Annotated in this window: 14 protein-coding genes; all 14 read right to left on the reverse strand. The window is 44.1% G+C overall.

Annotated features, from left to right (window positions below; translation table 11 throughout):
• Window positions 1-369 (reverse strand): cation transporter, encoded by a 369-nt coding sequence (locus tag NKI27_RS10495; protein ID WP_265046007.1) that lies wholly within the window; start codon window positions 367-369, stop codon window positions 1-3.
• 45 nt (window positions 370-414) lie between these two features.
• Window positions 415-885 carry a c-type cytochrome gene (locus NKI27_RS10500; RefSeq protein WP_265046008.1) on the reverse strand — a complete coding sequence of 157 codons (471 nt, stop codon included), beginning with the start codon at window positions 883-885 and terminating at the stop codon, window positions 415-417.
• Entirely contained in the window at window positions 875-1,537 is a 663-nt protein-coding gene (locus NKI27_RS10505) for a methyltransferase family protein (protein ID WP_265046009.1), read from the reverse strand. The genes NKI27_RS10500 and NKI27_RS10505 overlap by 11 nt, the downstream gene beginning before the upstream one ends.
• Window positions 1,527-1,853, reverse strand: coding sequence for a DUF2933 domain-containing protein (locus NKI27_RS10510; protein WP_265046010.1), 327 nt, complete (start codon window positions 1,851-1,853; stop codon window positions 1,527-1,529). Before NKI27_RS10510 ends, NKI27_RS10505 begins: the two co-directional genes overlap by 11 nt.
• Before the next feature lie 16 nt (window positions 1,854-1,869).
• Complete coding sequence (locus tag NKI27_RS10515; protein ID WP_265046011.1) at window positions 1,870-2,232, reverse strand: cupredoxin domain-containing protein; 363 nt, start codon at window positions 2,230-2,232, stop codon at window positions 1,870-1,872.
• A 2-nt stretch (window positions 2,233-2,234) separates the two neighbouring features.
• Entirely contained in the window at window positions 2,235-4,475 is a 2,241-nt protein-coding gene (locus NKI27_RS10520; protein WP_265046012.1) for a heavy metal translocating P-type ATPase, read from the reverse strand.
• 90 nt (window positions 4,476-4,565) lie between these two features.
• Window positions 4,566-5,018: a MerR family transcriptional regulator gene (locus NKI27_RS10525; RefSeq protein ID WP_265046013.1), complete on the reverse strand. Its 453-nt coding sequence runs from the start codon at window positions 5,016-5,018 to the stop codon at window positions 4,566-4,568.
• 64 nt (window positions 5,019-5,082) lie between these two features.
• Window positions 5,083-5,685 (reverse strand): cupredoxin domain-containing protein, encoded by a 603-nt coding sequence (locus NKI27_RS10530; protein WP_265046014.1) that lies wholly within the window; start codon window positions 5,683-5,685, stop codon window positions 5,083-5,085.
• 33 nt (window positions 5,686-5,718) lie between these two features.
• Window positions 5,719-6,021, reverse strand: a complete 303-nt coding sequence (locus tag NKI27_RS10535) for a P-II family nitrogen regulator (RefSeq protein ID WP_265046015.1) — start codon at window positions 6,019-6,021, stop codon at window positions 5,719-5,721.
• The gene (locus NKI27_RS10540; RefSeq protein WP_265049503.1) at window positions 6,021-9,164 is read right to left on the reverse strand and encodes an efflux RND transporter permease subunit; all 3,144 of its coding nucleotides are present in this window, start codon (window positions 9,162-9,164) and stop codon (window positions 6,021-6,023) included. Before NKI27_RS10540 ends, NKI27_RS10535 begins: the two co-directional genes overlap by 1 nt.
• Before the next feature lie 78 nt (window positions 9,165-9,242).
• Window positions 9,243-9,644 carry a copper-binding protein gene (locus tag NKI27_RS10545; protein WP_265046016.1) on the reverse strand — a complete coding sequence of 134 codons (402 nt, stop codon included), beginning with the start codon at window positions 9,642-9,644 and terminating at the stop codon, window positions 9,243-9,245.
• 50 nt (window positions 9,645-9,694) lie between these two features.
• A complete protein-coding gene (locus tag NKI27_RS10550; protein WP_265046017.1) occupies window positions 9,695-11,485 on the reverse strand; it encodes an efflux RND transporter periplasmic adaptor subunit in 1,791 nt (596 codons plus the stop codon).
• Window positions 11,485-12,915, reverse strand: coding sequence for a TolC family protein (locus tag NKI27_RS10555; protein ID WP_265046018.1), 1,431 nt, complete (start codon window positions 12,913-12,915; stop codon window positions 11,485-11,487). Before NKI27_RS10555 ends, NKI27_RS10550 begins: the two co-directional genes overlap by 1 nt.
• Window positions 12,916-14,458: 1,543 nt before the next feature.
• On the reverse strand, window positions 14,459-15,475 hold the full coding sequence (locus NKI27_RS10560) for a tyrosine-type recombinase/integrase (protein WP_265046019.1): 1,017 nt from the start codon (window positions 15,473-15,475) through the stop codon (window positions 14,459-14,461).
• Window positions 15,476-15,538 lie beyond the last annotated feature (63 nt).

A 15,538-nucleotide genomic window follows, 5' to 3' on the forward strand; every position in this document is an offset into this window, starting at 1 on the left:
CTATTTTTTCGTTTTATCTGATGACCCACTCGAATGGCATGACCATGCTTTGTGTTTAACGTTGTCCTTAATGTTGTTGTCAGTGTACTCATACCAGCTTTTTTTGGTTCGGGTCCACCAGTCTTCCGCTGTATGAATAAAATGGGTATCGAGAATTTTCTCAATATCTTCCAGGCTCTTGTACGAAGCATCGTATGCCACGCTGATTGTATGTTTTTCTTTAACCAAATGAATTTCATCAATTCCCATTAATTGATCTATCTCTTTTTCAATTTGATCCCAAGGAATATCACCTTCGCCATCCAGTTTCAGGTGACGCTTTACGAGATAAGTTGTGTCTACACTGGCTTTGTGCTCTTTTTTGCTCATAGCAAATACCTCCAAGGCTTGTTACATTTCAAAAATATTGATTTTCTATTTCGATTGGTTCCTTTGCAGCCAACGGCTATATATTTCATCGTTCCAGAAACTCTGGAAATAGGCGATCACCGCAATTTTTTCATCGTCTTTCAATACCTCTCTAAAGGGCGGCATTTTCCCTCCCATTTGAATGCCTCCATCATTAATTGTTTTCAACAAAACAGATATGGGGTGATGCCAGGCATGGGCCGACCCATTAAGTGGTGGCGGTGGGTAGCTACCGTCCTCCAAGGGTTGATTCCACCTAAAAATGCCGCGGGCTTTGGGGTTGTGGCAATCAATGCAGTTTGCGTCATAGATCTGGTTTCCCAATAACACCTGTTGCTCTGAGTACCATCTACCAGTTATTTCATCAGGCGCAGAAGTAGAAGAAGGTGCCTGGTCAGAACAAGCAGTTATTAATACGCTTGTAACGACGACAAACGTAGCCAGCGACTTGGATTTACGAATAGTGCTACGCATCATAGACTCCTTTTTTGGAGTTTACGTTAAAGCGCTTTGGAATAAACCGTGGTGTATTTTTCGCGTATTCGCGGTATTCATCTCCAAACTCTTGGAGTGCCATCCGCTCTTCCCGTAAGGCCAGTCTGATATAAACCACTACCAAAATTGGAAACATCACTACTGTGGGTATAGTGGGCCACTGCAACAGAAAGCCAAACATGATCATGATGAATGCGAGATACTGGGGGTGCCGACACCGCGCATACCACCCGGTTTTGGCTAGAGTAAATGACTGCTGCGCGTGATGAAGTACGTTCCACGCACTGGATAACAAAAAGAACCCAAGTACGATTACAACATTACTCAAAATATGAAGCGGGTCAAAATGAGCATTCCCCTCAAAGCCAAAAATAGTGTGTAGTAAATGACCATTCTCATGGTTTAGAAAATCAACACCGGGGTATTTTTCCGTTAACCATCCAGACAAAAAATAAATGGTGAGCGGAAAGCCATACATCTCTGTAAATAATGCCACCACAAAGGCTGAAAATACCCCAAGGCTTCGCCAGTCCATTTTTGTTTTCGGCTTTACAAAGCTAAACGCAAAAAAGATAAAAATGGCTGAGTTTAGTACCACTAACATCCACAGCCCATAACCACTTTCACCGTGCATTGTTGTCACCCTTATCTGTTCGTTGCTCTTTTTTGTCTTTCAGCGCGTCTTCATAACCGCGCAGATAATCGTCCATATCAACACTATCTTTTGCATGAGTCTGTTCCTCCCCTCCATGCCCTCCATGCCCTCCATGCCCTCCATGCCCTCCATGCATGAATATATGCATTAATGGGCAAAGCAGTATTATCAAAAAAGGTAAGATGGCGAACAGGTGCTGACGATGTTCCATTAAAAGGAAATAGCTCGTCGCAGCAATGAGGCCTAGTGCGGCAATACCCTTTGGGGTAAACCAAAACGATGGTTTTGAAGACATTGGTTGATCCTCCTTATTACGGTTTGTCACTAACGATTAATTCACCGCGGTACATTTGCATCTGGCAAGTAAAACTATACGTACCCGGCGTTAACGCTGGTAGGTTAATAGTCTTTTGTTTGTTAAGAGGCAATTCTTCGCTAATATCTAGGTCGGAAAAGACGACGGTGCCAGCACAAGGTGACGCTTCTTCCCGCAGAAACTTTATCGAGGCTGCCTCGCCTGCCGGAATTTTCAGGCGAGCCGGTTGGTAGACACCATTTTTGACAGTCACAAGAAGATCACTTGAATTTTCGCTAACATCAGCAGGTTTATAAAGCCAAAACCACCAAACGATACCCGCAATAAGCAGAATCCCTAAGATATTTATTATCAACATAATCAGTGCTCCTGCGCTTTGAATAAACGAAGCCGGTTAGCGTTAGTCACAACGGTGACAGAAGAAAAGGCCATAGCGGCCCCGGCAATAACCGGACTCAGTAAAAGACCGAAAAAGGGATACAGTACACCCGCCGCAAACGGAACGCCCGCTACGTTATAAATGAACGCGCCAAACAAGTTCTGTTTAATATTACGTAAGGTTGCTTTGCTCACTGCTATGGCATCTGCCAAGCCGTGAAGTGAACCGCGCATAAGCGTTATATCTGCACTCTCGATCGCTACGTCAGTTCCGGTGCCAATCGCAAAACCGACATTAGCTAATGCTAAAGCGGGCGCGTCATTGATCCCATCTCCCGTCATGCCAACGATCTCACCTTGCATTTGCAATTCGGCAACTTTATTCGATTTTTCTTCCGGTAATACTTCTGCGAAAAATTCAGTGATTCCCACTTTATTGGCTACTGCTTTGGCTGTTGCTCTATTGTCACCCGTCAGCATGACAACCCTGATGCCGTTTTTCTGAAGACGTCTGATTGCCTCGATGGAATCTTCTTTGATGGGGTCAGACACTGCGATAATGGCAGCCAGCTGTCCTCCAACGGCAAAATACATAGGTGTTTGTGCCTCAGCGGCCATTTGCTGAGCAGCATCGATTGCACCGTTAACGTTAATACGGCGATCACGCATCAGCTTTTCATTACCAAACAGCAGCTCTTTTCCTTCAACGACGCCTTCCACCCCATGCCCGGCGATAGCCTTAAATTTCTCAACGCCAGACGGAGACAAGCCTCGATCTTGGGCAGACTCAACAATAGACATGGCCAAAGGATGTTCAGATCCGGCCTCGAGGCTTGCGGCTAGATGAAGCACGCCATCTTCATCTTTTGCATTAACTAGATGGATGTTTGTTACCTTAGGCGCCCCCAAAGTTATCGTGCCAGTTTTGTCGAGAATCATGGCGGTAATTTTGGATGCTGTTTGTAGTGCTTCACCATTACGTATCAATACTCCTGCTTCGGCGGCTTTCCCCACGCCAACCATAACAGACATCGGTGTAGCGAGCCCTAAAGCACAAGGGCAAGCAATAATGAGAACCGTCGTCGCCGACACAATCGCAAATGCAACCGCTGGTTCAGGTCCAAAATTTAGCCACACCAAAGCACTAACCACGGCAATAATCATGACTACCGGTACGAAATAGGCCGAAATGATATCGGCTAGTCTGCTAATGGGAGGCTTGGAGTTTTGTGCCCGTTTAACCATATTGATAATTTGTGCAAGTGCGGTATCTTTACCTACACGCGTTGCTTTAAATACAACCGAACCGGTTTTGTTCAGCGTACCGGCAACCACTTCATCGGACTCTTTTTTCTCTACTGGCATGGGCTCACCAGTCAGCATTGATTCGTCTATCGCTGTGTGCCCTTCAACAACAATGCCATCAACAGGAATTTTTTCACCCGGACGAACACGCACATGGTCGTTTAACAGCACCTTCTCTATTGGGATATCGATCTCTTTGTCATCACGTATCACTCTAGCGGTCTTTGCTTGGAGACCAATTAATCGTTTGATAGCCTGTGATGTTCGCCCTCTTGCCTTAAGTTCTAGAGCCAGCCCCAGATCAATAAGGCCAATTATCATGGCAGTTGCTTCAAAATAGACGTGCCGCGCCATATCTGGCACCACTGTTGGGAAGAAAACGACAACCATGGAATAAATCCACGCAGTCCCTGTCCCCAGTGCAATCAGGGTATCCATGTTAGCGCTATGGTTCAAAAATGATTTCCAAGCGCCGACATAGAAGTGCTTACCTGAGAAATACATGACTCCTGCCGTGAGCAAGCCGATGATCAACCAGACTATACGTTCTGTTGTGGTCGTGACGGTCATCTCGCCCACAATAAGACTGTAAGCCATCAACGGTATACCCAGCGTCAGAGCAATCGTCACTTCTCGCATCAGTCGCTTGTAATAGGCAAGGTCAGTCGCTTCTTTTTCATCCATTAAATCGTCTTCAGAAACGCCCTCCGTACCTTTTGCGTTATAACCGACGCTTTCAACTGCTTTAATCAAATCATCAATGGGTACCGAACCGTCTACAGAGACAGTACGTTCGGCAAAGTTCATCTCGGCACCAACAACCCCCGAAACACCTTTCAACGCCCCTTCAATTTTGCCAACACAACTGGCACATCCAGCCCCTTCGATGATCAGCTCAACTCTCTGTTCGTGATCCATCTGAAATCTCCCGTAGTAGATGAACTTTACTGAACAAGGTTACACCTGTGTCCAAGACCCGAGTCAATGTTTTTAATGGTCAATTCGTGTCTAACTAGTTGTTTCTGTGAATTTTTTCAATGAGAGATGATCCAACTCAATATCGTCCCACATCTCGATTAGGCTACACACAGAATCACCCGTCGGCTGACCGTCAGGAAGGTCCTTCCAGGTATCTGCCGCCTTTTGCATTCGCTCGGCTAGTTGCTGTAGTTCGTCAATGGTACGAAGCGCTTCGTTGAGGCGATCTTTTACGATAGATCTGACTCTACAACAAGGTGAGTCTCCCTGATTGGACATTCCGATCACTTCTTGAATTTCGCTTACAGAAAATCCTAAATGTCTTGACTTAACTATAAACACAAGGCGTTTCTGGTCGGCAAGTCCATAGTTTTTATAGCCGTTATCTAGATTCTTAGATGGGTTCAATAACCCGACTCTGGTGTAGAAACGAACTGTATCTGGGGTTACTCCGACCTTAGTCGCTAGCTCATTCACTTTCATAACTATCTCCTACTGAAGCCATCACTGGCTTGGAATTAACCAAGTGATGGCCTTTACTTATCTATTATTCCTTTATTGTCACAGGGCTGTGCATTCCTGCTTGGTAGTGCCCAGGGATATTACAAGCTGCTTCAACTTGCCAGGCACTCTCAAACTTCCAAATAAGCACCTTTGATTCACCCGGTTTGATTGTGATAGCGTTACCGCCAGGTCCATGATGCATGTTCGGATTGTTCATCATCATTTGGCCATGCTCGGTGTGTTCGTCTTTAGTACCAATCGCGAATTCATGGGGAATCACCCCATTATTTGTAACTACAAATTTGATGGTTTCTCCATCTTTTATATTGAAAGGCTCATGTGAGAAACGCATAGTATCGTCAGCAGCGACTTTAATAACCCTGGTGACATCAACCTCTTTTCCAGGTTCACCGGCTAGTGAACCTTCAGAGCCGTGGGCATGTCCCATGCCTTCCATGCCCTCATGCCCCTCCATCATTTTTCCCTTATCATGCCCCTCCATCATCTCTTCGTGGTGACCTTCCATCATAGAATGATGGCCTTCTGAGCTGGATCCTCCAGCTGAGTCATGATCATGTTTATCGCTTGCACAACCTGCGGTTATCAATACCGCACCGACAGCAGCAGCTAATAGCATCTTATTCATATAATTTCTCCTAAACTTCGTATTTATAGGGTTTTATAAATCTTTAATAGATTTCATTTCAGCTAAGTCTGTAATGGCGATCATGCCATCATCCTCTGCCCCAGTTTGACAAACACTTTTAATCGCTTCTTTAACAATATTCAGATGATCCTCTTTAATAATTAGTTCGAATTTCGCTATTTCGATTGACCAATCCCTAGCGTAAAAATTTGGATTGCAGCCATAACCACGTACTTTAAGAAAATGCATACACGACATCTCAACCTTTTTTAACGCCTCTTCAAGCACCGTTTCTTTATCTATCGGTATAAGCACCATAACCCGCAAATAACTCATTATTTACCTCCGTTTATCTTGCTTTCTTTTACTCTTGGCTGCTTCCATACGAAATATATAGCGGGGATTACCAATAACGTTAGCAGTACTGTGCTGAGCATGCCTCCAATCATAGGGCCTGCAATTCGTTGCATTACCTCAGATCCCGTGCCACTCCCAATCATGATAGGAACCAATCCAATCACGATGGCAAACACGGTCATCATGATTGGGCGAACGCGTAATCCGGCCCCTTGCAAAACAGCTTGACGGACATCTTCTCGAGTCATGTCTCTCCCCTCTTTAGTGACATCAGATCTGACCTTTTCTAACGCTTGATTCAGATAAACCAACATCAGCACACCTATCTCCACTGTGACTCCAGCCAGCGCTATAAAACCTACCGCAACCGCAATAGACATGTTGTAACCAGACAGGTACATCAACCACAAACCACCTATCAGAGCGAATGGTAAGGTTCCCATAATCAATAGAACTTCATTAAAGTTTCTAAAGTTTATGTAGAGCAGGATCATGATGATGGCTAGCGTCAGCGGTACCACCACCGATAGCCGCTCTTGGGCGCGAACCATGTACTCGTACTGGCCTGACCAAGAAATAGAGTAGCCTGCTGGTATCTCTACCTTCTCAGCAACTACGCGCTGCGCCTCGTTAACGTAAGAACCAAGGTCACGTCCCTCGATATCGACTAATGTCCAACCATTCAGTCGAGCATTCTCGCTCTTAATTGCTGGCGGGCCGTCAGTTACATAAACCTCCGCTACATCTGCTAGTGCGATACGTTCGTTTGAAGCAGTAACTACGGGGAGCAGTTTTAGCTGCTCTAAGGAGTCACGATAATTCTGAGGGTAACGCAGGTTCACGGGATAGCGTTCCAACCCTTCTACCGTTTCAGCGATATTCATACCCCCTATCGCAGTGCGTATGACATCTTGAATATCAGCTATGTTAAGTCCAAAGCGTGCTGCAGCTTCGCGATCAATATCGACTTTCACATAACGCCCACCTGCAACACGCTCTGAATAAACGGATGCGGTTCCTTGAACCTCTGGTAACACCTCTTCAAGGCGCTTACCGATCTTTTCAATCTCCGCTAGGCTGGGTCCCGCAACTTTGATACCTACTGGCGTTTTGATACCCGTCGATAACATGTCTATACGTGTTTTAATGGGCATCACCCATGCGTTAGTGAGGCCTGGGAAATTGATTAATGAATCCATCTCTTTCCGTATACCCTCTGACGTCATACCTTCCCGCCACTCGCTTTTGGGCTTCAACTGAATGAATGTCTCAATCATAATGAGTGGTGCTGGGTCAGTAGCACTATCTGCCCGACCTACCTTACCGAATACAGATTTTACTTCAGGGACAGTTTTGATGAGTTTATCCGTCTGTTGCAAAATCTCCCTTGCCTTACCGATGGATACCCCTGCATAAGTCGTTGGCATGTACATCAGGTCACCCTCGTCCAAAGGTGGCATAAATTCACTGCCTATTTTGGTTGCTGGCCATAAACCAATGACTAAAATAATCAACGATAGCGTAAGCACAGTTTTAGGAAACTTTAGTACGCCAGTAAGAACAGGACGATAAACGGCGATCATCATACGGTTAAAGGGGTTTTTGTGCTCTGGAGTCACTTTACCTCGAATAAAATAGCCCATTAAAACTGGCACTAGGGTAATAGCCAATATTGCTGAGGCAGCCATTGCGTATGTTTTTGTGAATGCTAAGGGCGCAAATAACTTACCTTCCTGAGCCTCAAGAGTGAATACAGGTAAAAAGCTCATTGTTATGATGAGAAGAGAGAAAAACAATGGAGGCCCGACTTCACAAGCCGCCTGACTGATAACGCTCCAGCGGTTTTCATCAGTAAGCTCAGTCTTTTCCATATGTTTGTGGACGTTTTCTATCATCACTATGGCACCATCAACCATAGCACCTATGGCAATCGCAATCCCTCCTAACGACATGATATTCGCGTTCAAACCTTGGTTATACATCACAATGAATGCGGCAAGAATGCCGATAGGCAAGCTGATAATAATGACCAGAGACGAACGTAGATGAAATAGAAATAGGGCACAGATTAAGGTAACTACAATAAATTCCTCTAACAGCTTTTCGTAGAGGTTTTCGATAGCGCTTCCTATTAGTCCAGAGCGATCATAAGTAGGAATTATTTCAACACCTTCTGGTAGACCTTTTTTTAGTTCTTCTAACTTGGTTTTTACACCTTCGATGGTTGTTTGTGCATTTTCACCAAAACGCATAACAACAATTCCACCAACGACCTCACCCTCTCCGTTAAGCTCTGCAACACCTCTGCGCATTTGAGGACCCATCTTTATGTCTGCAACATCGCGCAACAAAAGAGGCGTTCCATTTTTATTAAGTCCTAAAGGAACTTGTTCTATATCTTCTATCTTTTGTAGGTAACCCGAAACACGAACCATATATTCTGCTTCCGCCATTTCAATGACGGACGCTCCAGACTCCTGATTTGCTCTCTTTATTGCCATTTTTATATGTGAAAGTGGAATGCTGTATGCGCGTAACTTATTAGGATCAACAACAACTTGGTATTGGCGAACCATCCCCCCCACTGTTGCCACTTCAGATACGCCAGGCACCGTTTGTAGCTCGTATTTTAAAAACCAATCCTGAATACTACGAAGCTGGGACAGATCATTATTTCCTGATTTGTCGACCAATGCATAGGTATAGACCCAACCAACACCTGTTGCATCAGGGCCAAGTTGAGGCTTGGCTGCATCTGGTAAATCACCAGCAACTTGATTCAAATACTCCAAAACACGGGATCTTGCCCAATAAAGGTCGGTGCCATCTTCAAATATGACATATACAAAAGAGTCTCCGAAAAATGAATACCCTCTTACGGTCAATGCACCTGGTACTGACAACATCGCGGTTGTGAGCGGATAGGTTACCTGATCCTCTACAACCTGTGGCGACTGCCCTGGGTAATTTGTTTTAATTATGACCTGAACATCTGATAGGTCTGGGAGTGCATCAACAGGCGTATTTCGCACTGCGAAAAGACCAGCTCCCAAAAATATAAACGTCGCTAGAATCACAAAAAAGCGATTGGCTATCGACCATCTAATAACTGCAGCAATCATCATTAACTCCAAACTAATGCAACAACTGAATATTGCGCTTATGCCTGCCCATAAATACTGGGGCAGGCACCATTCTCATTATTTGACGATGTGTATTTCGTTGATCAAATAATTATTGTCCTGGTCCACCTGTAGCTTGAATTGAACTTTTTGCCCCGGCTTTAATTCTCCAAGGTTCACCTTGTCGCTGGTTTTAAAGTTCATACGCATCTTAGGCCAGTTCAGTTCGCTAATAGGTTCATGTGATATATTAACCATATGGCCTTTTGCCATTACCTTGTTGATTCTTCCGTTGCCCATTACATGAGTCATTTTCTGTTCTTTGTTCATATGCTCGCCCTGCTTACTGCTCTCCATATGCCCACCTCCTTCATGCCCGTGACCGGCTCCTGCGGAAACCAATCCAGGTGCAAAAAAGACGCCGGCGATAATTGCTGCTGCGGCCAATTTAGATTTTTTGGTGGTGTTAAACTTTTCCATTGATAAATCCTCATTTATTACTGTATTGATCATCTAGTTTGATGTTGCTGCTATTGAGTTTTGTTGCCAGTCGCGTGCTTAGGAGTTAATCGTTTAATTCCGGATACCTGGTAATCCCCATCATCCATCTCGTGTAATTGAAACTTGATTCTGTCACCATTGCTGATTTCTGGAATCTTATCTGGTTCTGCCAATGTGAAAGACATACTCATCATGGGCCATTGCCACTCTTCAATAGGATCATGTACTACCGTGATCATCGCCATTTCTGTCATGAGCTCTTTAATTGTGCCAGTCGCTACAACAGTTTTGGATTTACTATCTGCTGAACCGCTATCGCTTTTTGTAGTTTGTGATCCCTCAATTCTGCTGATCATGTAATCCCATTCACCCTGCTTTTGTAGATCAAACGTGATACTCTGCCCACTTGATAAGCCGTCAAGACTTATGCCTTCAGCGACGGGAAAGTCCATTTTCATGGTCGGCCACCCCCAAGTATCAATAGGGTCGTGAGTGATTGATAACATGGCCATATCAGTCATCACTTCGTTCACTTTTCCTGTTGCGGTAACTGTATCCGAAGCCATACTCGCTTCGTCACCATCAGTAGATTGACGCTCTTCCATCCGAGCAATTTCGGCGTCAATATTAGATTCCGAGTCAATCAAGAATTGTGCAGATGTTACGACGTTATCCCCCTCATTCAGCCCTTTAATAATCTGAACTCGCTTACCAGCCTCAATACCTGCTTCTACCAACACTGATTTAAATTTTCCATCTCCCTGAGCCAGTACCACCCGGTTGTAGCGTCCACCTCGAATCAGTGCTTCTTTAGGAATACTGAGGGTGTCATCACCTACCGGAGCCATTAAGCTTAGGTTTGCAAACATGTTGGGCTTAAGCACATGATCTGGGTTCTCGACACGAATACGAACTTGTAACGTACGGGTTTTGCTATCAAGCACTGGGTAAAGATAATCAACCGTGCCATCCCACGTCTTGCCAGGTATGGCCTCGTTAGTCATTTCTACTTTCTGCCCAGATTTAACCCAGTTTGCTTGGCGCTCAAATACTTCTGCAATTACCCAGACTGTATCGAGAGTTCCTATCGACATGACTTCAGTGGATGGTTTAATGAACATGCCTTCGCGTACATTCAATTGCTTAACAAAGCCACTTCGTTCCGCTGATACCCGAATACGCTGCTCGACCTTACGGCGCTTTTCCAACCGGTTAATTTGGGGTGGAGTGAGGCCTAGTGATAAAAGCCTGGAACGAGACGCTTTTGCCAGCATTCGGTTGCCACTTCTTTGGGCGGCTAAAAACTCTTCTTGGGCATTAACTAATGAAGGTGAATACAACTCGTAAAGCGTGTCCCCTTTCTTAACGAGATCCCCAGCACTAGTAACATTCAAAACCTCAATCCAACCGTCAACTCTGCTATGAACATGTGTCAGTTGATCTTCATCAAAACCGACATAACCAACAGTATTAATGGGTAGATCGAAAGGCCCTCTTTGTACTGTGGAGGTTCTTACTCCCAGGTTATTTTCGACTGCCGGAGAAATACTTACACTCCCTTCTTCAGCACCCTGAGAGTCTTCTTCATAAACCGGGACCAAATCCATCCCCATAGGTGATTGACCTGGTTTATCTCGACGATAGTTCTTGTCCATCGGCGCAACCCAATACAAAGGTTTTTTCTCCCCTGACCCTGCCCTTCCTGCAGGTTTGTTTCCTGTTATAACAGTCAGAAAACCTGTATCTAACACCGCTGGCTGGATCACTATACCGCCAACAAAAGCAGCAATTAATAGAATGATTACCCCTATCTGTTTCATTATCGGGATTCTCCTTGTGAGGACATTAAGTTGGACTGGATTAAATAAGAATCTGAATGATGCAATTGTGACAAGTCAGCTAACGAAGTCGGAAAGTAGAAACGAAGCGCTGATATTAGTTGTAGACGGGTTGTCTGTAGTCGAGCATAGTCAAGCCTATCGCCTTGCTCACTAATAAAAGCTCTCATAACTTCTGAGAAATCGGCCGCGTCTGCTTGATATGCGTTTAACGATGCTTCTGCGTGTAGACTGGCCTTGGTGAGGATTTCTTCATCGAATAATGCCAGTTGTTCTTCTGTTTGCTGTAACCGACGCAAAATTGTTTGAACCTCACCCACCATTTTACGAAGCATGTCTTGATGAATATTTTTTTGAGCTTCCTTCCTATGCACTGCGCTTTGTACGGATTTATCCTGCCGTGTATTTGCAAACAAAGGCAAAGAAACGTTAACCATGGCGCTGACAAAATCGGAACGATCTGAGCCGTCATTATTTTCACCGTCTCGATAGCCATAATTAAGTTCTACACCCCATGTAGGCTTATAACGTTGTTCTGAAATCCTTATTTCGTGATCAGCGACATTAACTTGCTTTTCAAGATCGATAAGGGTCGGATGCGTTTGCAAAAACTTGGCTATTTCTTGCTGGGCTTGTTGTGGGCTAAATTTACCCCCTTCCCGTTTAGCCTTTGCAAAATCAAGAATGTTTACCGAGTCTAGTTTTGGCGTGCGTAAAATAGGCAGTGATTGTGACCATGGTTCATCAATCGCGACACCGCCTACCCACCGTGAAAGCAATGCACGCTGTGTTTCGCTTCGACGATTGGCTTTAATCACCCTTTCATGCAAGCGGCTCAACTCCAATTCGGCACGCAACACATCTTGTTGTTTTACATTTCCTACGCTGTATAGCGAACGTGTCACTTCTAATAATTGTTGAAATAGCGCCTGATCTTGGTTAAGGATCTGTGAAGCCTGCTCCCAATAGAATATTTCAAGCCAGATATTTCTTACTTGTCTTGAAATCGTCAAATAACGTGCCTGTGCTTTATCTTCTAGCGAGGAAGCTTGAGTATTAAGTTTATTTTCTCTCAGAGATAAGGTGTCTCCCTGCGGAAACATTTGTTTTATGCCGACCTTTATCTGACTCATCGGTTCCTGGTCAAATTGAAAGGTATCCGTAGGTATATTTTGAGCACCAACGATTAAAATGGGATCCGGTAATTGACCCATGGCGACAGCTTCATAACTTGCTGCTTTTGACTTATCTTGAAACTGAGCAATTCCAGAATCATTTGAAACTGCCATCAATTGCGCTTGCTCAATGGTTATTGCCGCCGACGAGAGCGCTGAGTGTACAGCGAATGTAATCGTCGCAACGGCTTTTCCAACCGACACAGAAAAATGCGAAGAGTGTAATTTGCCTTTCATGGTATTCATCTCAATTAAACAGTATTTCCGCCATCGTATGAGGGCGTTTAAAACAGTCTATTTGAGGCTAAATCGATGTTAAGAGGTTTAGGGCTGAATGTGGTTAACTGATTCTAAAAACGATTACTCGGCATTGTTAACAGCAAAACAGTAGCGGCACAATAATTGGTGCTGATACATATTACTTGTACGAAAAACGTACCCTGTAAACAATAGCTAGTTTTTAGTTCAGTAACGAGCTTAAGATCACTCCATTCAGGCTTAACGTTTTACACGACACAAGCCCCGAGAGAGATGAGCGACTAATCTAGAAAGGTACAGTTAACTAGGTGGCTACGGGGATAATTGAAACGCGGAGGTGGTTCTCTTAAATAATTGAACCACTTAGATTTAGAACGTGACAGGCATACAACTAAGAAAAGGACAAAAGATAATAGCAGTGGTACGAAGAAACTGTATGTAGTGCTGGTAAGATAATTGTCTTGTTTATCACAGCAGGTATCTTGAGATATGTTAGCCCCACTATGGTCCATAGCATGGGTATGAGGGAGTTGGGGTGCTTCATTATGTCCATTTATATGAGCAGATTTTCCAACTGACATTCCCTGCATCAAGGAGTCACTGGTAACACCATTACCTAATGATGCTACAGGCAACATAACACTACTTAGTAGTGCAGCACAGAAAAGCATACTTTGGAAAAAGACCCAAAATACGATTAGCGGTACACCGAAGCGCCGACCTAATTTCTGTGATGTGATGATAGACATACTTGACAAACAACTATCTAAAAGTATTTGAAATCTTAGTTTAGGCTGAGTATAAACTTGTGTCCAGCACCAAGGTCAAGGGTTTTATATAATTTTTGAATATAGACGGTAAGCACTTAGACTTTTTTAATTATATTTGGCAGCCTTTAACAATGAAGTACAGGGCAATGACTGGGACTCAATTTAAATTTACCAAACACGGTTAAATAATAGAGGGGATGACCCGAACTTATAAATGGAGACGCTCTTTTTATCGGAAACTTCTAACTCAAATTAATTAACCCTATCTCGTCATTCAAGCTCACATCAAATCGAACTATCAAAAGTTAAGGTTCTCTATCGCAGCCAGTCTTATGGGTGGCCCACCTAACTTGGTCCCGCTGACAAATTAGAAGCTTGTCGCATTGAAGGCAACTCACGGGAAAGCCGTCAATGCTAAGCAACATTTTTTCGCTAAATAAGATAGGCAGAGGAAACCAGATACCGCAATGAGGGCAACCCACTTCCAGAGGGCGTTTAGTTGACATGTAGATCCTTACGCGTTTGCTTACAGTTAAGTTTCAGCCATGTTACAAATATGTCCTACATTGGTTAATTTAGCAGTGGGCTTGTCAGATTTCACACGAATATTTTAAAATTTTACATTTTAGTCATATTTGATGGGCGTACCAAATTCATAGATTGCTTGTTACGTGGTTGTGTTACACAGAAAGAAACAGTGAATTTTCAACAGCCACTTAACAACTCGAAAAGCAAAATATCCGTATTGTTAATTACTTCTGGCGCCCAATAAGTTCGGATATTCGGTCTATTAGCGTATGCGTCACGTTGTCAGTAAATAACCGTCCTTCATCAATATACCCCCAAACCGTTGCATCACTTTTCCAGCCACCTTGTTTTTTGATCGTCTCAAAATCCACATTTTCACGTGCAGAAGTAGTGGCCAACCCCCTTCGTAAGCTATGGCTACTTAAGTCCGGTACGAAGTCAAAGTTGCATGCTTTGCCTATCGTTTTTAACAAGTCATTAATGGAGCCAGGACTCATCGCTTTCGGTTGCAACTGCCCCCAGCGATTTACAGGTCTAAATACGGGGCCTTCTGAAATATCAGAATCAGCAAGCCACTCCTTTAGTGAAGTGACCGGACAGACAGTTTTACTTCCATAAGGAATAGCCCTTAGCATGCCCTTTCCTTCTTGATCCGTTTTGGATTTTGGCAGTTCAATAATGAGCCCTTCAGGCTCCCAGCTAAGGTGCCCTGCTTCAATCATTACTAATTCACTGCGACGAAAGCCGCCGAAGTAAGCAATGAGCAAAAGCGCCTTGTCGCGTGTTCTTTTTAATGATGGAGCTTGTTGGTTCAAGTGGGTAAGCATGGTGACCATGTCTTGCAAGCGTAGCGCTTGTGCTTTCTTTTTGGGCTTACCGTGAGTTCTGCCAATGCCCTTTAGTGTTTTTCTTACTGTTGGATCTTGGGCTGGATCATTAAACCCTTGAAACCGATGCCATTGGCTGAGCGCTGTTAATCTCACCTCTAATGTTCGTGTATTTAAACTTTCAGCATGATCAACCAAATAGCGGATTAAGGTTTCATTGTCTGTGGGGAGCCTCCCGCCCCACCGTTCAAAGTGGCGAATGGCTGAGCGGTAGGTTTTACGAGTATTGTCTGACGTTGCCGCCTGCAGGTACTGCTGATGTTTTGCTTCCAGCGCTGGCAACGACGAAGCCTCACCAAGTAACAAATCATTTTTACTTGCTAATGATACTGGGTTGCTATCTATTTCTTTCATCGCGCTTAGTCGCTCGTATTGTACCTTTGTAATGTCGATACAGTTTAGCTATTAATGAATAGC

Source organism: Alkalimarinus alittae, assembly GCF_026016465.1.
Taxonomy (GTDB): Bacteria; Pseudomonadota; Gammaproteobacteria; order Pseudomonadales; family Oleiphilaceae; genus Alkalimarinus; species Alkalimarinus alittae.